Here is a 22935-nt window from a genome sequence, read left to right on the forward strand (position 1 = left end):
GAAAACGGAACAGAACCGCCTGATTTTGCGCAATCTTTAGCGGGTTTCCCGCGGTGTTATAATTCCCGCCTCGTCCCATTGCTGCTCGCGAATGCAACTCTACGCCCTCGGTTTGAACCACCACACCGCGCCCCTCGACATCCGCGAGCGCGTGGCGTTTCAGCCCGAACGGCTGGATGACGCGCTGCACGACCTGACGGATGCGCGGCGAGTCCGCGAGGCCGCGATCCTGTCGACCTGTAACCGCACCGAGCTGTATTTCGCGACCGAGCAGCCCCAACTCGCGGCCGACTGGCTGGCCCGTTTTCACCGGCTGCCGCTCGCCGACGTTTCGCCTTACCTGTACACCTATCCGCAGCGCGACGCGATACGGCACGTCTTCCGCGTCGCCAGCGGCCTCGATTCCATGGTGCTCGGCGAGCCGCAGATCCTCGGCCAGGTCAAGGACGCCGCGAAGCGCGCCGAAGAGGCGGGCACGATGGGAACGCTGCTGCACAAGCTGTTCCAGAACACGTTCGCCGTCGCGAAGGAAGTTCGCTCGACGACCGCGATCGGCGCGAATACGGTGTCGATGGCAGCCGCCGCGGTGCATCTTTCCGAGCGGATTTTCGAGCGCATTTCCGACCAGCGCGTGCTGTTCATCGGCGCAGGCGAAATGATCGAACTGTGCGCGGCGCATTTTGCGGGCGCCAATCCGAAGCAGATCGCAGTGGCCAACCGGACCGAGGCGCGGGCGCAGGTGCTGGCGAGCCGTTTTGGCGCGGAAGTGATGCGGCTCGACGTCATCGGCGAGATGCTGCCTCGGTTCGACATCATCGTTTCCTGTACCGCGAGTCCGTTGCCGATCGTCGGCCTGGGCATGGTCGAGCGCGCGGTGAAGGCGCGGCGGCACAAGCCGGTCGTGATGGTGGACCTCGCCGTGCCGCGCGACATCGAGGCGGAAGTCGGCGGGCTCGACGACGTGTTCCTCTATACCGTCGATGATCTCGCGCAGGTCGTCGACGCCGGAATCGAGTCCCGGCAGCAGGCCGTGATCGAGGCCGAGGAGATCATCGACTCGCGCGTCGACGGCTTCCTGCACTGGATGCATTCGCGCGACGCGGTGCCGACGATCCGTGCGTTGCGGCAGCATGCCGAATCGTTGCGCGCCGCCGAGGTCGAACGGGCGGCCCGTTTGCTCGCGAAAGGCGAGGACCCGCAGAAGGTGCTCGACGCGCTGAGCCACGGCCTGATCAACAAGCTGATGCACGGGCCGACGCGCTTCCTGAACCAGTCCGACGGCGAGCAGCAGACCGACGCGAACCGGCTCGTGCAGCAGCTGTTCAACCTGAACTCCCACTAACCGCCGGCTGGTGTCCCGACGTGGGCGTCCCCGGCACCGGTTTTCTCCGACCACGAGCTTCCATGAAGCAGAGCATCCGCGAAAAGCTCGAACTACTGACCCGCCGTCTCGCCGAACTCGACCGCGAGTTCGCGGCGGAGGATGCCGTGCGTGACATGGGTGCGTTTCGCGCGCTCGGGCGCGAGCGGGCGGAGATCGAGCCCGTCGTCGCGCTGTACGACGAGTTCCGCCGCGCCGAGGCGGACCGTGAGAGCGCGCGCGAGATGCTGGCGGACCCGGAGATGCGTGAGCTCGCCGAGATCGAACTCGAAGCCGGCGACGTGCGACTCGTGCAACTCGAAAGCGAGCTGCAGCGCGCGCTGCTGCCCCGGGATCCGAGCGACGCGCGCAACCTGTACCTCGAAATCCGGGCCGGCACCGGCGGGGACGAGGCGGCGCTGTTTGCCGGCGACTTGCTGCGGATGTACGTCCGCTATGCCGAGCGCCAGCGCTGGAAGGTCGAGATCGTGTCGTCGAACCCGTCGGATCTCGGCGGCTACAAGGAAGTCATCGCTCGCGTCGTCGGCGCCGACGCGTACGCGAAGCTCAAGTTCGAATCCGGTGGCCACCGCGTGCAGCGCGTTCCCGTCACCGAAACGCAGGGCCGCATCCACACGTCGGCGTGCACCGTCGCGGTGATGCCGGAGGCGGACGAGGTCGAAGAGGTGAACATCAACCCGGCAGAGCTGCGCATCGATACCTTTCGCGCGAGCGGCGCGGGTGGTCAGCACATCAACAAGACCGACTCGGCGGTGCGGATCACGCACCTGCCCACCGGCATCGTCGTCGAGTGCCAGGACGACCGCTCGCAGCATCGCAACCGCGCGCAGGCGCTGTCGGTGCTCGCGGCGCGCATCCATGACGCGCAGTTGCGCGAGCAGCAGGCGCGCGAGGCGGCGACGCGAAAGAGCCTCGTCGGGAGCGGTGACCGGTCCGAGCGCATCCGCACCTACAATTTTCCGCAGGGGCGCATCACCGACCATCGCATCAACCTCACGCTGTACAAGCTCGACATGGTCATGGATGGCGAGCTCGACGAACTCATCGACGCGCTGACGCAGGAACACCAGTCCGACCTGCTCGCGGCGCTCGCGGGCGACTGAAATGCCGCAGACGGAACTCGCTCCGGATATCGCCGGCGCACTCAGCTGGTCGCGAAAGCGGATCGATACGGTCGACGCGCGGATCCTGCTCCGCCATGTCCTCAAATGTTCCGCGGTGCGGCTCGCGGCCTATCCGGAGGCACGACTCGAAGCGCCGGAATGGGCGGAGTTCCAGGCCCTCGTCGAGCGGCGCGAAGCGGGCGAACCGGTCGCCTATCTCGTCGGCGAACGCGAATTCTTCGGCCGCAGCTTCATCGTCACGCCGGCGGTGCTGATTCCGCGGCCCGACACGGAGTTGCTCGTCGAACTCGCGCTCGCGCATTTCGGCGACAAGGCTCGCGCCCGCGTGCTCGATCTCGGCACCGGCAGCGGCGCGCTCGCGGTGAGCCTCGCGCTCGAACTGCCCGAGGTCGACGTCACCGCCGTCGACCGTTCGCGCGAGGCGCTGTGGGTCGCGATGGCGAACGCGGCGCGCCTGAGGGCGAGCGTGTCCTTCGTGCTCGGTGACTGGTTTTCGTCGCTCGGCGAGGACCGCTATCAGCTGATCGTCGCGAACCCGCCCTACGTGGCGTCCGCAGATCCGCACCTCGACGAAGGCGACGTGCGTTTCGAACCGAGCGTCGCGCTCGCCGCCGGCCCCGAAGGGCTCGACGATCTCGCCGCGATCGCCGCCGAAGCGCCGCGCCATCTCGAACCGGGCGGCTGGCTGTTCATGGAGCACGGCCACGATCAGGCCGCCGCGGTGCGCGGCCTGCTGACCGACGCGGGGTTTTCGGCGATCGGCTCTTGGAAGGACCTTTCAGGCATCGAGCGCGTGTCGGGCGGCCGGTGGCTGGGGCGCGGCGAGGACGCGGCGTCGTCGGGCCTGCCCCCGGAGCGCGACTATTGACGGCTGGCGGGCCTGTCCCTAAAATTTCCCGACTGAATCACTCAACTTTTGAGGCGCAGAACATGGACGTCCAGGAAATCATCCGCAGCCAGGTCACCAGCAACCCCGTCGTGCTGTACATGAAGGGAACCCCGCAATTTCCGCAATGCGGCTTTTCCTCGACCGCGGTCCAGATTCTCAAGCACAGCGGCGTATCGAAATTTTTCTCGGTGAACGTCCTCGAGAACGACGAAATCCGCAGCGGGATCAAGGAGTTCGCGAACTGGCCGACGATTCCGCAGCTGTACGTGAACGGCGAGTTCGTCGGCGGCTGCGACATCATGCGCGAGATGTACGAGAACGGCGAGCTGCAGCAGATGCTCGCCGACGCCGGCGCCAAGACGGCTTCCTGATTGCCCCGGGTGTGCCGGGGAAGGTCCGGCGTATCGTCAGGCCCGCCCCGCCAGGGCGGGTTCGTCGTTCTTGAGGCGCATCATCGCCTTGTACGCGAGGTGCCGCAGCAGCAGGTGCGGCGGCATTCTCAGCCAGTGCGCACGGACGTAGATTCCGAAGGCCGCGAGTTCCGGCAGCAGCCCCGTCTTTTCCTCGACACCCCGCTGAAGCGCCTGCCGGTACAGCAGTTGTAGTCCGGGCGAGGTGCGCCTGCCCGCGTCCGCATTCTCGAAGCGCGCGAAGACCTCCGGCGGCACCGGCGTGCCGATCACCCGATGGGCGAGGCGCAGCCCGGAATGCACCGGTCGCGCGAGGTCGAGTTCGCGCGACGCCTCGACGACTTTCATCCAGAACGCGTCGTCACCGAAGGCGCGGATCAATCCGTCGATATCGAACAAGTCCCGCAGACCGTTGTGCAGCTCCCCTTCATGCAGCAGGTGGACGATGCTGTGGATCAGCAGGTGGGTCGGGCGCGGCACGCGGATGCCGGGCAGGCCGGGCAGCGCCTCGGTTTCGCGGAGAATCCGCGCGGCGTCCGGTGTGTGGCGGGACGTCAGCGGCAGGATCGTGTGATGGACGTCGAGCACGGTGCCGCGTCGCACGTTAACCATCGGCGGCAGTTCGTGCATCCAGCGTCGGTAGTAGCGCTGGTCGTACGCGTCGCTCTTCGCCGACGCCCAGCCGGCGACCATCAGCCGCAACTCGACGTCGCCGATCGCACTGCGCGGCACGAGGATGTCGATGTCGCCGAACAGCCGCCCGCGGCTGACCGCGTGGCCGGCCATCGCGTAAGCGGCGCCCTTCAGCAGTACCACCGGAATGCGGAGCGGATCGAGAGCCCGCTGCAGCGCATGCGCTTCCCATCGCACCGAGCGGATCTGCCGCTGGCCGAGCTGGAGCGCGGCGTCGAGGTGGCGCTGCGGCGCCGCGGGTGCGACGAGTCCCACCGCGCGAAGGCGTTCCGCGAGCAGTCCGAGAACATTCGCCGCCCGCGCGGCGCGGATCAGCGCCGTCCAGCCGGGCGGGGTGAGTCCATCCGTGCGCGAAGGATCGTTCAGCGACCGGATGAGATGCGCAGATTGCGAGCGCACGTCGTTCATTGCGCGGTCCGCTCCGACGTGATGTCCCGGATCAGGCCCAACCCGTCTGCGGTCGACCCGTAGCCGATTTCGAAGCACCGGGCCCCGTCGAGCATCGCGCAGATCGCATGGAAACCTGCTTCGCCCATCCGGTCACGGTTGAAGGATTGCTCCGCGATGCGCGTGAAGGCTTCGGCTCGCGTGATCTCCTCGCAGGTCGTCGGGGCGTCCGCGGTGAAGCGCGGGAATACGACCCAGCGGCAGCGGGCCGTCTGTTCGGCTGCGTCGACGGACGCGGCCGGCGGCGCGACATGTGCGACCGTACCCTTTCGCGTATCGCTGTACGCCGGGCCGAGTGTCGCGCCCGGAAAAGCGGAAACGATCCGCAGCGATTCGTTCTTGACGCTGATCGGCCGCGGATTCGGCTGAAGCTCGCCGGTTTCGGGCTCGAGGATCGCGAGCTCATCGGACAGCAGCCGCCACCCCTCGGCAAACGTGAGCGACGCGCACAGCGTGCTCTTCCCGGCGCCGGGAAAGCCGGGAAGGATGAGCGCGTCGCCGCCCTGTGCGACGACCGCCGCGTGCATCACGAGATAGCCGAGCGGACGGGTCGCGAAGCACCAGTTCAACCCCCACTCGAACAGCGGCGCGGCCTGCGACGCCGGGAGCGGCAGGAACGGGTCGGACTCGTCGAGGAGGAAACGCGCCTGCGGGCGGAACCAGCGGCGCCAGTTCGCTCCGCCGACGAGACGGATGTCGAAGTCGACGAACGGGTCGTCGCGGTTCAGCGCGGAGTCCGCCGGGAGGCCACCGTAGAAGCGTTCGATATGCCGCGCGACGCTGCGGAACGGCGAGCGGACGCGTACGGTGACAGGCGCGAGGCGAAGGACGATGTCAATCAAGCGGATAACCTGCGCGAGTTGGCGATACGGCATCCGGCCCGGACGCGAGGATCTCGAGGCGCAGCAGTTCATCGAGCACGTTGCGCGCGGTGGCCTGCATCGCGTCCAGCCTCTGGTCGTGCGGAAGGGCGTACAGCGCGACCCGGGTCAGGTCCTCGGCATCGCAGCCCTGGTCTTGCGAGACGTTCTCGACGATTTTCCGGGCGAGCCCGGACACGACCCAGTAGTCGCCCGAATTGCGGTCGAACAGCACGCAAAGGCCGTCCTCGCGCCACTCCGGGGAGAACGCGATGGATCGGCCGGGGAAAATGCCAATCCGGAAGCGACGCTTCGGCGCGGCGGCCGCCTCATGCTGCCGGACTTCCTTCAACCTTTCTTGCCTCCGCCGTTTCCGTTCCCGCCACCATTTCCGCTCCCTCCGCCCACGGTGCCCGAATCGTCGGCGGTGCACATCGTGCTTGCATCCGATGCGCTGTACCCGTAGGTGGCTTCGATCATCTGTCGGACCTGTGCGGCGTCCAGCCCGCCGTCGGTGCACGTGACTGATGTCGGGCAATAGCGTCCGGTCGTCGAAAGTTGGGACCAGATATCCAGAACTTGTTGCCGGTTGATGGGGTAGCCGCTGACCGCGCCCGCGTTGAGCCAGGCGCAGATCAGATGGCGCGGCAAGGCGTCGTAGAGGTCCGAGAAAGCAATGACTTCCCAGAGGCCGATCGTCGGACCGACCAGCCCCCCGGAGAACACGTCGCCGACGAGTGTTCCGGGAGCCTGAATGACTTCCGGACTCAATTGCCCCATGCCACTGACGCACTCCGACACCGTCGCATTGAAAGTCGGCGGGACGGCGCCAGCGGCGGCCCAATCAACCGCGAAGTGCTGCGGTTGCCGCCAGTAACCGGGCGAGAACCCGCTCGCGCACGGCACTTCGTGATTGCTGTGCGGGCTCGTGTTGCCGCTCATCTGGCCCGACATGCTGATGCACATCGCCTGGCCGAGCGCGGTTTTTGCTTGCACCGCGAGCAACACGCCAACTCCGCCCCCGACGGCGCCGATCAGGCGCCGCCGCCGGGGTGCCGCCAGGGGCACCCCCGCGCCTGCAGCGAGATCGTTCCGGGTTTTTCCTGGCTCTGCGAACATTCCTTGTCTCCCCTCGGGCAGGGGCCGAACGGGCGACCCTCGATTAGCCTACTGGAAGCATCATTCGTGCCGTTCTCTCTTTGGTCTCATTCCTTTGATTCTGAGGGAATATTCGGCAGCGCCGTCACCGCCTCTCGGGGGAGTGTAAAAAAAACCGACGTTCGAGGCGGCATGGCCGAGGTTCAGCCGAGGGCGGCGCGGGCGCGGGCGACGGCCGCCCGGACCTGGTCCGGCGCGGTCGCGCCGACATGCGCGCGCGATGCGAGCGAGCCTTCGACGGTTAGCACCGCGAAGACGTCCTCGCCGACCAGAGGCGAGAATTCGCGCAACTCGTCGAGGCTGAAATCCGGGAGGTCGCAGCCCTTCGCGTCGGCCTTGCGCACGGCGAGCGCGACCGCTTCGTGCGCGTCCCGGAACGGCAGTCCCTTCTTCACCAGGTAGTCCGCGAGGTCGGTTGCGGTCGCGTAGCCCTGCTTAAGTGCGTCGCGCATCGCGTCGACCTTCACGCGGATGCCGGTGATCATGTCGGTGTAGATGCGCAGCGTGTCGATGACCGTGTCGGCGGTGTCGAACAGCGGTTCCTTGTCTTCCTGGTTGTCCTTGTTGTAGGCGAGCGGCTGCCCCTTCATCAGCGTCAGCAGGGTGATCAGGCTGCCGTTGACGCGGCCGGTCTTGCCGCGGACGAGCTCGGGGACGTCAGGGTTCTTTTTCTGCGGCATGATCGACGAGCCGGTGCAGAAGCGATCGGCGAGATCGATGAAGCCGATGCGGGGGCTCATCCACAGGATCAGCTCTTCGGACAAGCGCGACAGGTGCGTCATCAAGAGCGCCGAGGCGGCGCAGAATTCGATCGCGAAATCGCGGTCGCTGACCGCGTCGAGCGAGTTGAAGCAGACTTCGTCGAAGCCGAGCTCGCGCGCGACGAACTCGCGGTCGATCGGGTAGCTCGTGCCGGCGAGCGCGGCGGCGCCGAGCGGCAGGCGGTTCAAGCGCTTGCGGCAGTCCTGGAAGCGCTCGCCGTCGCGGCGGCTCATTTCGTAGTAGGCCATCAGGTGGTGGCCGAACGTCACCGGCTGCGCGACCTGCAGGTGGGTGAAGCCCGGCATCGGCGTCGCCGCGTGCTGTTCGGCGATGTCGAGCAGGTTTCTCTGGAAATCGCGGATCAGCGCGAGGATCGCGTCGATCGCGTCCCGCAGCCACAGGCGGATGTCGGTCGCCACCTGGTCGTTGCGGCTGCGGCCGGTGTGCAGCCGTTTGCCGGCATCGCCGACGAGCGCGGTGAGCCGTTTTTCGATGTTGAGGTGCACGTCCTCGTCGTCGAGGTTCCACGCAAAAGCGCCGCGCTCGATCTCGTCGAGAATCATCGCCATGCCGCGTTCGATGTCGGCGAGATCCTTCTCGGCGATGATCCCCTGGCGCGCGAGCATTTTCGCGTGCGCGAGCGAGCCGCGGATATCCTGCCGCGCCATCCGCTGGTCGAAGAACACGGACGCGGTGTAGCGCTTCACGAGATCCGAGACCGGTTCGGAGAATCGGCCCGACCAAGCTTTGGCCGGCTGCGAGGAGGAGGTGTCTGTCATAATGTCCGTGGAAGGGGAAAGCCTGACCGGAACCGGTCGTTCAATGAACCGCGGCCGGTCGTGCCGGCCGCCGAGGTAAGCGTGAAAAGTATAAAGCAAAAGCCCGACCCCATTCTCCCGCGAGCCGGCCTGCCCGACTTCCGCAACCTCGGAGTGCTGCTGCGGCTGTTGCTGCTGGTAAACCTGTTCGGCGTCGCGACCGTGTTCGTGCGCGTCGACGAGCCGGCGGCGTATCCGCTGGCTTTCATCGCGATGGCGGGAAAACTCGAGCTGCCGCTGTTCCTCGCGCTGCTGCTGCTGTTCGCGCTGCAGCCGCTGGTCGAACGGCTTTCGCCGCGAAACGGCAGGGTCGCGGTCGTGTTTGTCGCACTGGCCGTCGCGGCCGCGACTTTTCCGCTGCTGCGCGACGTCGGCGAGAGCGCCTTGTGGCGATGGCTCTCATGGGCGGCGGCAGCGGCGGCGGGCGTTCTGCTGTATTTCGACAACCGCAGCCGCCGGCACTCGCGAGCGCTGACCGAGGCGCGGCTGATGGCGCTGACGGCCCGCATTCGGCCGCATTTCCTGTTCAACTGTCTCAACGGCGTCCTGGGCGTGATTCGCGCCGATCCGCGTCGCGCCGAACTGGCGCTCGAGGAACTTGCCGAGCTGTTCCGCGCGTTGATGCGCGATAACCGCGAGCTGGTCCCGCTCGGCGAGGAGCTCGACCTGTGCGAGCGTTACGTCGATCTCGAACATCTGCGGCTCGGCTCGCGTCTGAACATGCGCTGGGAACTCGACGACTGCCCCCGCGACGCGCTCGTACCGCCGCTGCTGCTGCAGCCGCTCGTCGAAAACGCGATCTATCACGGTGTCGAGCCGTCGGGCCAGGCCGCGGAGATCGTCGTCCGCGCCGGGCGCCGTGCGGGCGAAATCCTGATCGAGGTCGATAACCCGATGGAGCCGGGCGAGCGTCACAAGGCTGGCAACCGCATGGCGCTGGAAAACATCCGTGAGCGGCTGATGCTGTTTTTCGACCTCGAAGCCGGACTCGAAATCGACGCCGGCGGAGGCCGGCACCGCGTCTCGATCCGCCTGCCTTACCGGAGGAAAACCCTGTGAGCGAAGCGCCTCTTCGTGTGTTGATCGTCGATGACGAAGCGCCCGCGCGGGCGCGGCTGCGCGATCTGCTCGGCGACATCGCGGCGACGCAGCCGAGCCGCGTCGTCGGACTTGCGGCGAACGGCGTCGAGGCGCTGCGGCTGCTCGAAAGCGAGCCGGCCGACGTCGTCCTCGCCGACATTCGCATGCCGGTGATGGACGGTGTCGAACTGGCGCGCCACGTGCTGCGGTTCGAACAGCCGCCGGCGGTGATTTTCACGACCGCGTACGACCAGTACGCGATCCAGGCTTTCGAGCTCGCGGCGACCGACTACCTGCTGAAACCGGTGCGCGCGCAGCGCCTTGCTGAGTCGCTTGCCCGCGTGCGTCGGCAGCTTCCGGCGGCCGACGAGTTGCTCGCCGGGCTCGCGCCCGGGCCGCGACGGCACTTCAGTGTCAACGAGCGCGGCCGCATCCTGCTGGTCCCGGTCGCCGATGTCGTGTACTTGCGGGCCGAGCTGAAATACGTGACCGCGCGGACCGTGGAACGGGAGTTCCTGCTCGACGAGTCGCTGGTGCAGCTCGAGCAGGAGTTCTCGGGCCGCTTCGTCCGCGTGCATCGCAACTGCCTCGTCGCGCGCGCGGCGGTCGCCGGCGTCGAACGCGGCGGCGAGCAGGACGGCGAAGCGCATTGGGATGTCCTGCTCGCGGGACTCGCCGAGCGCCTGCCGATCAGCCGCCGGCAATGGCCGGTCGTCAAGCAAGTGCTCGGGCTCTGAAGCGGGCGGGCGCTAACCGCTGTTCCTCAGGCCGGCGGCGATGCCGTTGATCGAGATCAGGATGCCGAGCCGGATGCGCTCGTCGTCGTGCGTTTCGCGGTGGCGGCGCAGCAGTTCGATCTGCACGTGGTTCAGCGGGTCGAGGTACGGGAAGCGGTTGCGGATCGAACGCTTCAACAGCGGGTTGCCGTCGAGAAGTTCCTTCTGGCGCGTGATCGCGAGCACGGCGTCGACGGTGTCCTGCCATTCGCTGCGGATCCTGTCGAAGATCGTGTCGCGCAGCACGGGGTCGCCGACCAGCGCGGCGTAGCGCGACGCGATCGCGAGGTCACTCTTCGCGAGCACCATGTCGATGTTCGACAGCAGCGTCGCGAAGAACGACCATTCGTCGTGCATCGCCTGCAGGCGCGCGAGGCCGTCGTCGGGATGCGCGCCGAGCCAGGCCTTCACCGCGCTGCCGAAGCCGAACCAGCCCGGCAGCATCAGCCGGCACTGCGACCAGCTGAACACCCACGGGATCGCGCGCAGGTCCTCGATTCGCCGGCCTTTCTTGCGCGACGCGGGGCGCGAGCCGATGTTCAGTTCGGCGATCTCGGAGATCACCGTCGATTCCCAGAAGTAACGCTCGAAGCCTTCGGTCTCATAGACGAGCCCGCGGTACGCCTCGAACGCGGCATCCGACAGCGCCTGCATCGTGTCGAGGAATTCGGTGCGCGGCGCGGGAGCGCGATCCGAAAGCAGGCTCGCTTCGAGCGTCGCCGCGACGATCACTTCGAGGTTGCGGCGGCCGACTTCCGGGTTGCCGTATTTCGCCGCGATGACTTCGCCCTGCTCGGTGAGGCGGATCTGGCCCTGCACCGCGCCGCCGGGCTGCGCGAGGATCGCCTGGTAGCTCGGTCCGCCGCCGCGGCCGACCGAGCCGCCGCGACCGTGGAACAAGCGCAGGCGCACGTCGTGGTGCGCGAACACGTCGACGAGGCCGATCTCCGCCTTGTACAACGCCCACCCCGAGGTCAGGAAGCCGCCGTCCTTGTTGCTGTCCGAATAACCGAGCATGACCTCCTGCGTGCGCTCGCGCGACGCGAGCAGATCCCCGTAGCCCGGCAGCGAAAAGAGCCGGTCCATCACCGCCGGCGCGTTCTCGAGATCCTCGATCGTTTCGAACAGCGGGACGATATTCACGTCGAGCGCGCGCTCGCGCGGACGCAGCAGGCCGGCTTCCTTGAGCAGCAGCGCGAGTTCGAGCAGATCCGACACGCCGTCGGTCTTCGAGATGATGCAGTTCGCGATCGCCGCCGGACCGAAGCGACGGTGCGCGGCGCGGGCAGCACGGAAGATCGCCAGTTCGCCTTCGGTCTCGTCCGAATAACGCACGTGCGGCGACGCGAGCGGGCGCGCCGTCGCGAGTTCTTCGAGCAGTAGCGCGATGCGCGCGTCCTCGTCGAGCGCGGCATAGTCGATCGCCGGGTTCGCGGTCGCGAGCAGTTCGGCGACGACGCGCTCGTGCACGTCCGAGTTCTGGCGCAGGTCGATCGGCGCGAGGTGAAAGCCGAACACGCGCGCCGCGCGGCGCAGCAGGCGCAGGCGACCGCGCGCGAGGGCGGCCGAGCCATTGGCGACGAGCGAGCGGTGGAGGATGTCGAGGTCCTCGGTGAACTCCCCGACCGCGGTGTACGGTTCGGCCGGCGCGACGGGGTGCCGCGGCGGTTCGTCGCCAAGGAGGGTCCGGTGCGTCGCCGCGAGGCGGGCGTAGACGCCCGCAATCGCTCGGCGATACGGCTCGTCGTTGCGGTGCGGCGAGTGGTCCGGCGAGCGCGCGGCGAGGACGAGCAGCGCGTCCGACGTCGTGACGAGGCCGGTCGCGAGCGACAGTTGCGCGCCGAGCGCGTGCAACTCGTCGAGGTAGAAGCCGAGCGCAGCCCCGGCCTGCATCGCGAACGCGCGTTCGAGCACGTCGGCGGTCACGAACGGATTGCCGTCGCGGTCACCGCCGATCCAGCTGCCGACTTTCAGGAAGGCGGGCAGCTCCAGTGTGCCGAGTCCCCCGTCGCGGCTCGCAAGCTGGTCCTCGAGGTTCGAATAGAGCCGCGGCAGCTCGCGCAGGAAGGTCGCGTTGAAATACGACAGCCCGTTCGCGACCTCGTCGAGGACCGACAGTTTCGCCGACCGCAACATGCGTGTTTGCCACAGGGTCAGCACGGCGCGCCGCAGCGCTTCCAGACTTTCGCGCTGCTCCTCCGGCGTCAGCGTCATGCGGTCGCGTTCGTCGAGCAGGCGCGCGATGTCCGCCTGGCAGTTGAGGATGCTCTTGCGCTGCACCTCGGTCGGATGCGCGGTCAGCACCGGCGAGATCACCGCCGTGTCTAAAAACTCCGCGAGTTCGGCCGGAGTGCGGGCAGCGGCGAGCGCCCGGTCGAGCGCCAGCGCGAGCGAGCCTTCGCGCGGTGGCGAACCGGCAATGAGGTGGGCCCGGCTGCGGCGGATGTGATGCTGGTCCTCGGCGATGTTCGACAGATGCGAGAAATAGCTGAACGCGCGCACGACCTGGATCGTCTGCTCGCGCGACAGTGCGTCGAGGATGCCTTCGAGCTCGGCGCGCGCCGTACGGTCGTCGTCACGCCGGAAGCGCACCGAGGTCTGGCGGATGCGCTCGATCAGGTCGTACGCCGCTTTGCCCTGCTGGTCGCGAACGGTGTCGCCGAGCACGCGCCCGAGGAGCCGGATGTCTTCGCGCAGCGGCGCGTCCTTGTCTTGCGTCATGTTTCCCGTCCAATGGTTGCGATGCGGTGGCCCGCTGCGATGAAGGCCCGGGCGCGCGGGCGCGGCCGCGCGGAGAAGGCCGGATTTCGTCCCATGCTAGAATGCCGGCCGGTTCGCCTGCCATTGGCACGAACCCTGATGTTGCGATGCGGTAGAACGCTGCTGCGAGCGACGCCTATCCCTTGTCCGTGACGAGCCTGTCTACCGTGAGCGCTACCTCCGCCTTTTCCGCCCCCGAACGCATTGTCATCGCTACGCGCGAGAGCCGCCTCGCGCTGTGGCAGGCCGAGCACGTCAAGGCTCGCCTCGAATCGCTGTATCCCGGCTGCCGTGTCGAACTGCTCGGCATGACGACGCGCGGCGACCAGATCCTCGACCGTCCGCTCGCGAAGGTCGGGGGCAAGGGCCTGTTCGTCAAGGAGCTGGAAGCCGCGCTGCTCGACGGCCGCGCCGATATCGCCGTGCATTCGATGAAGGACGTGCCGATGCAGCTGTCCGAGCCGTTCGCGCTGCCGTGCATCTCGGCGCGCGAAGTGCCGCTCGACGCGTTCGTGTCGCCGCGCTACGCGAGCCTCGCGGACATGCCGCCGGGCGCGGTCGTCGGCACCTCGTCGCTGCGGCGCGAGTCGCAACTGCATGCGCAGTACCCGTTCCTGGCGGTCACGAGCCTGCGCGGCAACCTCGACACCCGGTTGCGCAAGCTCGACGAGGGGCAGTACGACGCAATCATTCTCGCCGCCGCCGGTCTGAAGCGGCTCGGGCTCGCCGACCGCATCCGCGCCGAGCTGCCGTCCGAGATATCGCTGCCGGCTGCCGGGCAGGGGGCACTCGGGATCGAATGCCTCGCGAGCCGCGCCGATGTCGCTGCGTGGCTGGCGCCGCTGAACGACACGGACACGTCGGCCTGCGTGCGCGCCGAACGGGCGGTCTCCCGCGCGCTCGCCGGCAGCTGCGAAGTGCCGCTCGGCGCGTATGCCGAGATCCGCGGCGGGAAGCTGTGGCTGCGCGGTTTCGTCGCGCTGCCCGACGGTAGCCGCATGGTGCGCGCGGAGCGCGAGGGCGCTCCGGCCGACGCCGAGTCGCTCGGCCTCGCGCTCGCCGACGACCTGCGCGGACAGGGTGCCGAGCAGATCCTCGCGCAGCTCGGCTGAAAGCGCCGCAGCCGACAGCGACGCATCCCGACCGAAATGCGGAGCGGACTTTCCGGCCGTCATATCGTCGTGACCCGTCCGGCCGCCCAGGCGGGCAGTCTGTGCGACGCGATCGCGGCGCGAGGCGGTGTCGCGGTCCGCTTTCCGGTCCTCGGCATCGCGCCCATCGATGACACGACGGCGCTGGACGCGATCGCCGACCGTCTCGACGACGTCGACCTCGCGTTTTTCGTCAGCCCCAATGCCGTCCACCATGCGCTGACGGCGATCCTCGCCCGGCGCAGCTGGCCCGCCCGCGCGGTCGTCGCGACCGTCGGCAAGGGCAGCGAGCGCGCGCTCGCCGAATTCGGCTTCACCGCCGTCGTCGCGCCCGCAGCCGGCTTCGACAGCGAAGCCGTCCTGGACCTTCCGGAGTTCCGGCCGGAGGCCGTGGACGGCAGGCGCGTCGTTATTTTTCGTGGTGACGGCGGCCGCGACCTGCTCGGCGAGACCTTGCGCGAGCGCGGTGCGCGGGTTGAGTACGTCACTTGCTACCGCCGTTTCCGTCCCGCGGACGACCCGGCACCGCTGCTCGACCTCGCGCGCCGCGGCGGTCTCGATGCGATCACGCTGACGAGCAGTGAAGGCGTCGGCAGCCTCGTCGCGATGGTCGGCGCCGGGGGCATGGACGCGCTGCGATCGGTCCCGATCTTTGCCCCGCACCCGCGCATCGCCGCGCACGCGCGGGCGGCGGGGTTCCTGCGGGTCGTCGAAACGCCGCCCGGTGACGAAGGCCTGATGCAAGCGCTCGAGTCTCATTTCTAGCGACCTCGGTTAAACTCACGGCATGAAAGAAGAAAATCCCGCTGTTACCTCCGCTGCCAACCCTCTTCCGCCGTCCGGCAACGGCGCTGCGCCGGCGGCCGCCGGCGACTCGGCGTCGGCCCCGGCGCGGCGACGCGGAGGATGGGGCGCGGCCGTCGCGCTGATCGCGATTGTGGCTGCCGGATTCGTTGCCTGGCAGGTGTTTGAGTTGCGCTCGAACGTCGCAGAGACGCGCGACGAGGTCGCCGCGCGGCTCGCCGCGAGTGATGCCGCGCTGGCTGAAGCCCGCGGCCTGTCGCGCCAGCAGCAGGAAACGATCGCCGGGCTGCAGGGCAAGATCGGCGCGCTCGAAGCGCACGCCGCGGCGGCCGAAGGGCAGGCGGCGACGCTCGAACATCTTTACCAGGAATTTTCCCGCACGAGCGAAGACCGCGTCCTCGCCGAGGCGGAGCAGGCGATCAATATCGCGGCTCAGCAGCTGCAGCTCGCGGGCAACTTCGAGGCGGCGCTGATCGCGTTGCAAGGCGCGGAAGCGCGGCTCGCGACGCAGGACCGCGGGCAGCTGCAGTCGTTGCGGCGCGCGCTCGCGCGTGACATCGAGCGCCTGAGCGCGACGCCGCAGGTCGATGTGCCCGGGATCGCGTTGCGGCTCGAGTTGCTGCTCGAACGCGTCGACAGCCTGCCGCTCGCCTTCGCGGGGCAGTTGAACGAACGCAAGCCCGCCGCCGCCGAGGATTCGGCGGCAGCTCCGTCCGGCGAGCGGCCGGTCATCGAGTACCTGACTGCGCTCGGGCGCGAACTGTGGAACGAGATCCGGACGCTGGTGCGCGTCGAGCGGCTCGACCAGTCGGACCCCGTATTGCTCGCTCCGGCGCAGAGCACCTACCTCCGGGAGAACCTCAAGATCCGCCTCCTGACCGCGCGGCTCGCGCTGCTCGCACGCGACGGGCGGACCTACACGGGGGATCTGGCGCAGGCGCGCGGGTGGATCGAGCGGTTTTTCGACACCCGCGACAACGTGGTGCAGGACGTCCTGGCCGAACTCGCCGCGCTGCAGGCGATGCCGATCAAGGTGGAGCAACCTTCACCCACCGAAAGTTTCGCTGCGCTGCGTCTGCTGCAGGCCCGCAACAGCGCCAGCCGTCCGCCCGCCGGGGCAGGGACGGCGCGAAACGGCCGCGCCGAATCGACCGCGCCGGATGCCTCGGCACCCGCGACCCCGAAGGGAAGCGCGGCCCAGACTCGCGAAGGTAGTGTGCCGGAGTCCGCGAAGCGTGGCGCTGACCAGGAGGGGGCTCGGGAGCAGCCGCGGCCGGCCACTTCGTCGCCTCAGCCTTCGAGCCCGTCGCCCGCGCCGCCGCCGGGCGCCGAGTCGCGCTGAGGATGCCGAACATGCGTTCCCTGCTCTGGCTGATTGGAATATTCGCGCTCGCCGCCGGCGTGGCGATGCTCGCGAGCCTCAATACCGGCTACGTGTTGCTCGTGCTGCCGCCATGGCGGGCGCAGCTTTCGCTGAACCTGCTAATCGTCGCGCTGCTGATCGGTTTCGTCGTCAGCTACGTCGTGCTCAGGCTCATCGGCAAAACCGTCGCATTGCCCGGCCGCGTCGGCGTCTTCCGCGAGCGGCGGCGCAAGGACAAGGCGGGCAGGGCGTTCCGCGAGAGCCTGCAGGCGCTGTTCGAGGGGCGCTTTGCCCAGGCGGTGAAGCGCGCCGGCAACGCATTCGACAGCGGCGAGAACCGGGCGATGGCGGCGATCGTCGCGGCGCGCGCCGCGCACGCGTTGCACGACGACACGCGTTTCCGGATCTGGATCGGGCGCGCCGCGGAGCAGGAGGAAGAGGCGCGGGTCGCGCGGCTGATGACGGAAGCCGAGCTCGCGATCGATGCGCGCCGCTTCCCGGAAGCGGCCGAGAAGCTCGACAGCCTGAAGGAATCCGGCCATCGGCACATCGCGGTGTTGCGCCTGTCGCTGCAGGCCGCGTCGGCGCTCGGGCGCTGGGACGAAGTGCTGCGGCTCGCGCGTCAGTTGCGCAAGCACAAGGCTCTGACGGACGAACAGATGCAGCCGCTGGTCCGGCGCGCGCATCTCGAACGCATGCGTGAGCTCGCCGGCGACGGCGACGCGCTCGCCGCGTACTGGAAGAGCATTCCGGCCGCGGAGTTGAACGACCGGCAAATGATCGAGAAGGCGGTTCCGTATCTCGCCGGGAGCGGTCAGGGCGCCGTCGCGCGCAAGACGCTCGAACGCCTGCTCGACGCGGAGTGGGACGGTGCGCTCGCGCGACTGTATGCGCATTGCGCGGATGGGGACGCTGTCGCCTGTCTTGCCCGCGCCGAAGGCTGGCTGCGCAAGCAGCCGAAGGACGGCGGCCTGCTCTACGCGCTCGGCCGGCTGTGTATCGCGGCGCAGCTCTGGGGCAAGGCGCAGAGCTATCTGGAAGCGTCGGTCAATATCGCACCGACGATCGAAACCCATTTGGCGCTCGCCGGGTTGTTCGAACGGCTCGATCGCCCCGAAGAGGCGCAACTGCATTACCGCGCCGCGGCCGAACTCTCGGCGCGCTGAGTGGGCACAGAAACCCGCACGACTTTTCCGTCGCGGGCGCAGTTTCCAACCGCGGAATGAAAGCGCTCTGATTCGCTCTCGGCGCGGGTGGATCCGGGCGGCGGCTTGCGGGACCACCCACGCGCGGTGATCGGCGCGACGAAAGTCGGGCGACGAGAATGCCGCGGCCGCAACGAGGCGCAGCGCAGCGAACCGGAGCGCCCGGTCAGTCGGCCCAGTCGCGCGGCGTCAGGAACTCGTCATACAACCGCGCCTCGGCGCTTCCGGGCTCGGGCCGCCAGTCGTAGCGCCATTTGACGACCGGCGGCAGCGACATCAGGATCGACTCGGTGCGACCGCCCGATTGCAGCCCGAAGAGAGTGCCGCGGTCGAACACGAGGTTGAATTCGACATAACGTCCGCGGCGATACGCCTGGAAATCGCGCTCGCGCTCGCCGTACGGCAGATCGCGCCGGCGTTCGGCGATCGGCAGGTACGCGTCGAGAAAGGTATCGCCGACGTTGCGCACGAGTCCGAACCCGTCGTCGAACGACGTCTTGCCGTCCGCGCCGAGGTCGTCGAAGAACAGACCGCCGACACCGCGAGGCTCGTTGCGGTGTTTCAGGAAGAAATAGCGGTCGCACCAATCCTTCAGACGCCGGTATTCGGTTTGTCCGCCGTAGGGCAGGACCGCGGTCCTGCAGGCGCGATGGAAAAAGCGCACGTCTTCGTCGAACGGATAGTACGGCGTCAGATCCATGCCGCCGCCGAACCACCAGATCGGGACGGCGCCGGCACCGGCGCCGGCGTCCGCACCATCGGCCGGCATCGCGATGAAGAAGCGCACGTTCATGTGCACTGTCGGGCAGTACGGATTGCGCGGGTGAAGCACCAGCGAGACGCCCATCGCCTCGAACCGCCGCCCGGCGAGTTCGGGCCGGTGCGCGGTCGCCGACGCCGGCATGCCCGCACCGGTCACATGCGAGAAGTTGACGCCACCGCGTTCGAAGAAGCGCCCGTCCTCGATCACGCGCGTGATGCCGCCGCCGCCGGCCGGGCGGTTCCAGGCGTCTTCGCGGAAGCAGTCGCCGTCGAAACGTTCGAGTGCCGAGACGATCCGCGTCTGGAGGTCGAGCAGATACTGCCGGACGACGCGGCCGTCCGCGGCGGACATCGTTCAGCCCTTGCGCGCGATCGCGCGATGGCCGATGTCGCGGCGGTACTGACGCCCCTCGAACAGGATGGTGTCGACGACGTCATAGGCCCGTTTCTGCGCGCTGCGCACATTGTCGCCGAGCGCAGTGACGCACAGCACCCGCCCCCCCGCGGTGACGACGTTGCCATCCCGTTCGGCCGTGCCTGCATGGAACACGTGGACGTCTTCGGCCGCGTTCGCCGGCAGTCCGGAGACTGGCGCACCTTTGCGCGGCGCCTCCGGATAGCCTTCGGCCGCGAGCACGACGCCGAGCGCGACCCGCCGGTCCCATTCTGCCTCGACCTGATCGAGCCGTCCGGCGATCGCCGCTTCGATCAGATCCGACAGATCGGTCTTCAGCCGCATCATGATCGGCTGCGTTTCGGGGTCGCCCATGCGGCAGTTGAACTCGACGACGCGCGGCTGCCCGGCGCCGTCGATCATCAGGCCGGCGTACAGGAAACCGGTGTACGGCAGGCCGTCGGCGCTCATGCCGGCGAGCGCCGGCAGGATGATCTCGCGCATCACGCGGGCGTGGACTTCGGGCGTCACGACCGGGGCCGGGGAGTACGCGCCCATGCCGCCGGTGTTGGGGCCTTCGTCCTTGTCCTTCAGGCGCTTGTGATCCTGGCTCGTCGCGAGCGCGAGCGCGTTCCTGCCGTCGGCCATGACGATGAAGCTCGCTTCCTCGCCGGCCATGAACTCCTCGATGACGACGCGCGCGCCGGCGTCGCCCATGCGGTTGTCGGTGAGCATCATGTCGATCGCCGCGTGCGCCTCGTCGAGCGTCGTCGCGACGACGACGCCCTTGCCGGCGGCGAGGCCGTCGGCCTTGATGACGATCGGGGCGCCTTCGGTCTCGATGTACGCATGCGCTGCCGCGGCGTCGGAGAAAGTCTGGTACTTCGCCGTCGGGATGCCGTGGCGGACGAGGAAGCGCTTCGCGAAGTCCTTCGAGCTTTCGAGCTGTGCGGCGCCCTTCGTCGGGCCGAAGATCGGCAGGCCGGCCGCGCGGAACGCGTCGACGACGCCGGCGGCGAGGGGCGCCTCGGGGCCGACGACGGTGAACTGCACCTGCTCGCTGCGCGCGAGCGCGACGAGGTCGGGAACCGCCGTGGCCGCGACGTTCTCGAGCAGCGGCTCGCGTGCGGTGCCGGCGTTGCCGGGTGCGACGAGCACGCGGGTGACTTTCGGCGATTGCGCGAGCTTCCATGCCAGCGCATGTTCGCGACCGCCGGAGCCGATGACGAGAACTTTCATGATGCGCGAGCCCCGATTAGTGACGGAAGTGGCGGAAGCCGGTGAAGACCATCGCGATGCCCTGTTCGTCCGCCGCAGCGATGACTTCCGCGTCGCGCATCGAGCCGCCCGGCTGGATCACCGCGGTCGCACCCGCTTGCGCGAGCACATCGAGGCCGTCGCGGAACGGGAAGAACGCGTCCGACGCGACGGCCGAGCCCCGGACCGTCAGGCCGGCATTCTCCGCCTTGATCGCCGCGATGCGCGCGGAGTCGACGCGGCTCATCTGGCCGGCGCCGACGCCGACGGTCATGCCGTCGCGGCAATACACGATCGCGTTCGACTTGACGTATTTCGCGACGCGCCACGCGAACAGCAGGTCGGAGAGTTCCTGTTCGGTCGGCGCCCGCTTCGTCACGACCTTGAGGTCGACGAGCTGGATACGCGCTTCGTCGGCGCTCTGCACGAGCAGCCCGCCGCCGACGCGCTTGTAGTCGAGCGCGCCGGCCGGCTTGCCGAGCGCACAGGTCAGCACGCGGACGTTCTGTTTCGCCGCGAGCACCGCGAGCGCCTCCGCGCTGTAGGACGGTGCGATCAGCACTTCGAGGAACTGGGCGGCGACCGCTTCGGCGGCGACACGGTCGACTTCGCAGTTGAACGCGATGATGCCGCCGAACGCCGACGTCGGGTCGGTTGAGAAGGCCTTGCGGTATGCCGACTCGGGTGATTCGCCGAGCGCGACGCCGCACGGGTTCGCGTGCTTGACGATCACGCAGGCGCTGCCGGCGTCGCGGTCGAACGCCTTGACGCATTCCCACGCCGCGTCCGCGTCGGCGATGTTGTTGTACGACAGCTCCTTGCCCTGCAACTGGCGATAGCCGGCGATCGCGCCTTCGGGCGTGACCGGTTCGCGGTAGAACGCGGCCGACTGATGCGGGTTTTCGCCGTAACGCAGATCCTGGGCCTTGTCGAACGCGAGCTGGAAGCGCTCGGGGTACGCCTGTTTGGCCACTTCGCCGCTGTCGGCGAACGTCAACGACGTAAGGTGGTTCGAGATCGCTCCGTCGTAACGCGCGGTGTGCGTGAAGGCTTTCACCGCGAGCGCGAAGCGGGTGCGGTAGCTCAGCGCGCCGTCGTTCGCCTTCAGCTCGGCGATGATCGACGCGTAGTCGGCGGGGTCGGTCACGATGCCGACGCCGCCGGCTTCGTTGCCGTGGTTCTTCGCGGCCGCGCGCACCATCGTCGGGCCGCCGATGTCGATGTTCTCGATCGCGTCCTCGAGCGTGCAGCCGGGCTTCGCAACGGTCGCGGCGAACGGATAGAGGTTCACGACGACGAGGTCGATGCGCGAAATGTCGTGCGCGGCGATCGTCTCCATGTGCTCCGCGAGGTCGCGGCGCGCGAGGATGCCTCCGTGGACTTTCGGATGCAGCGTCTTCACCCGGCCGTCGAGCATCTCCGGAAAGCCGGTGTGCTCCGAGACGTCGGTGACGGCGAGGCCCGCTTCGCGCAGGATCGCTGCGGTACCGCCGGTGGACAGCAGCTTGACGCCGAGGGCGTCGAGCGCCTGCGCGAATTCGAGGACACCGTGTTTGTCGGAGACGCTGATCAGGGCTTGGGAGACTTTCATCGTGAGGGTCGCAAAGGAAGATCGGAAAGCGTGACGGCGGCGCAATCGCGGCCGTCGGCGTTATAGCAGTTCGTATTCGGTCAGTTTCCGGCGCAGCGTGTTGCGGTTGATGCCCAGCATCTCCGCGGCGACGGTCTGGTTTCCGTTGGCCTGGTTGAGGACGAATTCGAGCATCGGGCGCTCGACGTTGCGGATCACCATCTCGTAGATCGCGGCCGGCTTTTCGCCGTCCAGATCGCGGAAATACTGGTCGAGAGTGCGGCGGATCGACTCGGCGATCTCGTTCGGGCGGGTCATGCTGCGAGTTCCTGCGCAATGTCTTCTTCGTAGAGCAGGCGCGCGTCCTGCTCCGCGAGGCGGCCGAAGAATTCCTCGACCGCGTCGAGTTGTTCGCGCACATCGGAGAGCTGGTTCATCGCGCGGCGGAAAGCGGCCGAGCCGACGAGGCCCTTGGTGTACCAGGAGATGTGCTTGCGCGCGATCTTGACGCCGGTTTCCTCGCCGTAGAACGCGTACAGGTCCGCCAGATGCTCGCGGCAGACGGCGAGGATCTCGGTCACGAGGGGCGGCGGAAGCAGCTCGCCGGTCGCGAGGAAATGTTCGATCTCGCGGAAGATCCACGGCCGGCCCTGCGCCGCGCGTCCGATCATCACGCCGTCGGCGCCGGTGTAGTCGAGCACGTGCTTCGCCTTTTCGGGCGAGGCGATGTCGCCGTTGGCGATCACCGGGATGTTCACCAGCGACTTCACGCGCGCGATCGTGTCGTATTCGGCTTCGCCCACGTATTGGTCGGCGCGGGTACGGCCGTGGATCGCGATCGCGCGGATGCCCGAGGCTTCGGCGATGCGGGCGATCGTCGGCGCGTTGCGATTCTCGCGGTTCCAGCCGGTGCGGAATTTCAGCGTCACGGGCGTGTCGGGCACCGCGGCGACAACCGCCTCGAGGATGCGCGCGACGAGCGCCTCGTCCTGCATCAGCGCGGAGCCCGCCATTACGTTGCAGACCTTCTTCGCCGGGCAGCCCATGTTGATGTCGATGATCTGCGCGCCGCTGTCGGCGTTGTAGCGGGCCGCGTCGGCCATCATCTTCGGCTCCGCGCCGGCGATCTGCACCGAGATCGGGTCGACTTCGCCCTCGTGGTTCGCGCGCCGGCGCGTCTTCGCGCTGCCGTAGAGGAGCGAGTTCGACGTGACCATCTCGGACACGGCGACGCCGGCGCCGAGCTTCTTGCACAGCTGCCGGAACGGCCG

Annotated in this window: 21 protein-coding genes; 10 read left to right on the forward strand and 11 right to left on the reverse strand. The window is 68.2% G+C overall.

Going from position 1 to position 22935, the window contains the following annotated elements; all coding sequences use genetic code 11:
• The first annotated feature begins 91 nt into the window (after positions 1 to 91).
• The 4 genes from hemA to grxD all read left to right on the forward strand — a co-directional run bounded on the left by hemA (position 92) and on the right by grxD (position 3765).
• Positions 92 to 1342 carry a glutamyl-tRNA reductase gene (hemA, locus tag V6M37_RS12725; RefSeq protein WP_332673814.1) on the forward strand — a complete coding sequence of 417 codons (1251 nt, stop codon included), beginning with the start codon at positions 92 to 94 and terminating at the stop codon, positions 1340 to 1342.
• A 62-nt stretch (positions 1343 to 1404) separates the two neighbouring features.
• A complete protein-coding gene (gene prfA / locus V6M37_RS12730) occupies positions 1405 to 2484 on the forward strand; it encodes a peptide chain release factor 1 (protein ID WP_332673816.1) in 1080 nt (359 codons plus the stop codon).
• Position 2485: 1 nt separating this feature from the next.
• The gene (gene prmC, locus V6M37_RS12735; RefSeq protein WP_332673818.1) at positions 2486 to 3373 is read left to right on the forward strand and encodes a peptide chain release factor N(5)-glutamine methyltransferase; all 888 of its coding nucleotides are present in this window, start codon (positions 2486 to 2488) and stop codon (positions 3371 to 3373) included.
• Positions 3374 to 3435: 62 nt separating this feature from the next.
• Positions 3436 to 3765: a Grx4 family monothiol glutaredoxin gene (gene grxD / locus V6M37_RS12740; RefSeq protein WP_332673820.1), complete on the forward strand. Its 330-nt coding sequence runs from the start codon at positions 3436 to 3438 to the stop codon at positions 3763 to 3765.
• Positions 3766 to 3801: 36 nt separating this feature from the next.
• Here the strand turns inward: grxD and V6M37_RS12745 are convergent, their stop codons facing one another.
• The 5 genes from V6M37_RS12745 to argH form a co-directional block, all read right to left on the reverse strand.
• Positions 3802 to 4905, reverse strand: a complete 1104-nt coding sequence (locus V6M37_RS12745) for a nucleotidyltransferase domain-containing protein (protein ID WP_332673822.1) — start codon at positions 4903 to 4905, stop codon at positions 3802 to 3804.
• Entirely contained in the window at positions 4902 to 5786 is an 885-nt protein-coding gene (locus V6M37_RS12750; RefSeq protein WP_332673824.1) for an HprK-related kinase A, read from the reverse strand. Before V6M37_RS12750 ends, V6M37_RS12745 begins: the two co-directional genes overlap by 4 nt.
• Entirely contained in the window at positions 5779 to 6156 is a 378-nt protein-coding gene (locus tag V6M37_RS12755; RefSeq protein WP_332673825.1) for a hypothetical protein, read from the reverse strand. The genes V6M37_RS12750 and V6M37_RS12755 overlap by 8 nt, the downstream gene beginning before the upstream one ends.
• Positions 6153 to 6923: a hypothetical protein gene (locus V6M37_RS12760; protein WP_332673827.1), complete on the reverse strand. Its 771-nt coding sequence runs from the start codon at positions 6921 to 6923 to the stop codon at positions 6153 to 6155. The genes V6M37_RS12755 and V6M37_RS12760 overlap by 4 nt, the downstream gene beginning before the upstream one ends.
• A gap of 182 nt (positions 6924 to 7105) precedes the next feature.
• Positions 7106 to 8503: an argininosuccinate lyase gene (argH, locus tag V6M37_RS12765; protein ID WP_332673828.1), complete on the reverse strand. Its 1398-nt coding sequence runs from the start codon at positions 8501 to 8503 to the stop codon at positions 7106 to 7108.
• 81 nt (positions 8504 to 8584) lie between these two features.
• Between argH and V6M37_RS12770 the strand changes: the two genes are divergently transcribed.
• Together V6M37_RS12770 and V6M37_RS12775 are read left to right on the forward strand one after the other, a co-directional pair.
• Positions 8585 to 9601, forward strand: coding sequence for a sensor histidine kinase (locus V6M37_RS12770; protein WP_332673829.1), 1017 nt, complete (start codon positions 8585 to 8587; stop codon positions 9599 to 9601).
• Positions 9598 to 10359, forward strand: a complete 762-nt coding sequence (locus V6M37_RS12775) for a LytR/AlgR family response regulator transcription factor (protein WP_332673830.1) — start codon at positions 9598 to 9600, stop codon at positions 10357 to 10359. The genes V6M37_RS12770 and V6M37_RS12775 overlap by 4 nt, the downstream gene beginning before the upstream one ends.
• A 12-nt stretch (positions 10360 to 10371) precedes the next feature.
• On the opposite strand, the gene ppc is transcribed toward V6M37_RS12775, so the two are convergent.
• Complete coding sequence (gene ppc / locus V6M37_RS12780) at positions 10372 to 13119, reverse strand: phosphoenolpyruvate carboxylase (RefSeq protein WP_332673831.1); 2748 nt, start codon at positions 13117 to 13119, stop codon at positions 10372 to 10374.
• Positions 13120 to 13325: 206 nt separating this feature from the next.
• Between ppc and hemC the strand changes: the two genes are divergently transcribed.
• From hemC to V6M37_RS12800, 4 genes are read left to right on the forward strand one after another with little or no spacing between them, the layout of a single operon-like run.
• Positions 13326 to 14270: a hydroxymethylbilane synthase gene (hemC, locus tag V6M37_RS12785; protein WP_332673832.1), complete on the forward strand. Its 945-nt coding sequence runs from the start codon at positions 13326 to 13328 to the stop codon at positions 14268 to 14270.
• A gap of 36 nt (positions 14271 to 14306) precedes the next feature.
• Positions 14307 to 15074 (forward strand): uroporphyrinogen-III synthase, encoded by a 768-nt coding sequence (locus V6M37_RS12790; protein WP_332673834.1) that lies wholly within the window; start codon positions 14307 to 14309, stop codon positions 15072 to 15074.
• Between the two features lie 22 nt (positions 15075 to 15096).
• The gene (locus V6M37_RS12795; RefSeq protein WP_332673836.1) at positions 15097 to 16455 is read left to right on the forward strand and encodes a uroporphyrinogen-III C-methyltransferase; all 1359 of its coding nucleotides are present in this window, start codon (positions 15097 to 15099) and stop codon (positions 16453 to 16455) included.
• A gap of 11 nt (positions 16456 to 16466) precedes the next feature.
• On the forward strand, positions 16467 to 17642 hold the full coding sequence (locus tag V6M37_RS12800) for a heme biosynthesis HemY N-terminal domain-containing protein (RefSeq protein ID WP_332673837.1): 1176 nt from the start codon (positions 16467 to 16469) through the stop codon (positions 17640 to 17642).
• A 205-nt stretch (positions 17643 to 17847) separates the two neighbouring features.
• On the opposite strand, the gene hemF is transcribed toward V6M37_RS12800, so the two are convergent.
• The 5 genes from hemF to dusB all read right to left on the reverse strand — a co-directional run.
• Positions 17848 to 18795 (reverse strand): oxygen-dependent coproporphyrinogen oxidase, encoded by a 948-nt coding sequence (gene hemF / locus V6M37_RS12805; RefSeq protein WP_332673839.1) that lies wholly within the window; start codon positions 18793 to 18795, stop codon positions 17848 to 17850.
• A gap of 3 nt (positions 18796 to 18798) precedes the next feature.
• The gene (gene purD / locus V6M37_RS12810; RefSeq protein WP_332673842.1) at positions 18799 to 20076 is read right to left on the reverse strand and encodes a phosphoribosylamine--glycine ligase; all 1278 of its coding nucleotides are present in this window, start codon (positions 20074 to 20076) and stop codon (positions 18799 to 18801) included.
• A gap of 16 nt (positions 20077 to 20092) precedes the next feature.
• The gene (purH, locus tag V6M37_RS12815) at positions 20093 to 21685 is read right to left on the reverse strand and encodes a bifunctional phosphoribosylaminoimidazolecarboxamide formyltransferase/IMP cyclohydrolase (protein ID WP_332673843.1); all 1593 of its coding nucleotides are present in this window, start codon (positions 21683 to 21685) and stop codon (positions 20093 to 20095) included.
• 60 nt (positions 21686 to 21745) lie between these two features.
• A complete protein-coding gene (locus V6M37_RS12820) occupies positions 21746 to 21982 on the reverse strand; it encodes a helix-turn-helix domain-containing protein (protein WP_312656642.1) in 237 nt (78 codons plus the stop codon).
• On the reverse strand, positions 21979 to 22935 hold a 957-nt coding region (gene dusB / locus V6M37_RS12825), incomplete at its 5' end, for a tRNA dihydrouridine synthase DusB (protein ID WP_332673845.1). The genes V6M37_RS12820 and dusB, both read right to left, overlap by 4 nt.

Source organism: Aromatoleum sp. (assembly GCF_036675785.1).
Lineage (GTDB): Bacteria > Pseudomonadota > Gammaproteobacteria > Burkholderiales > Rhodocyclaceae > Aromatoleum.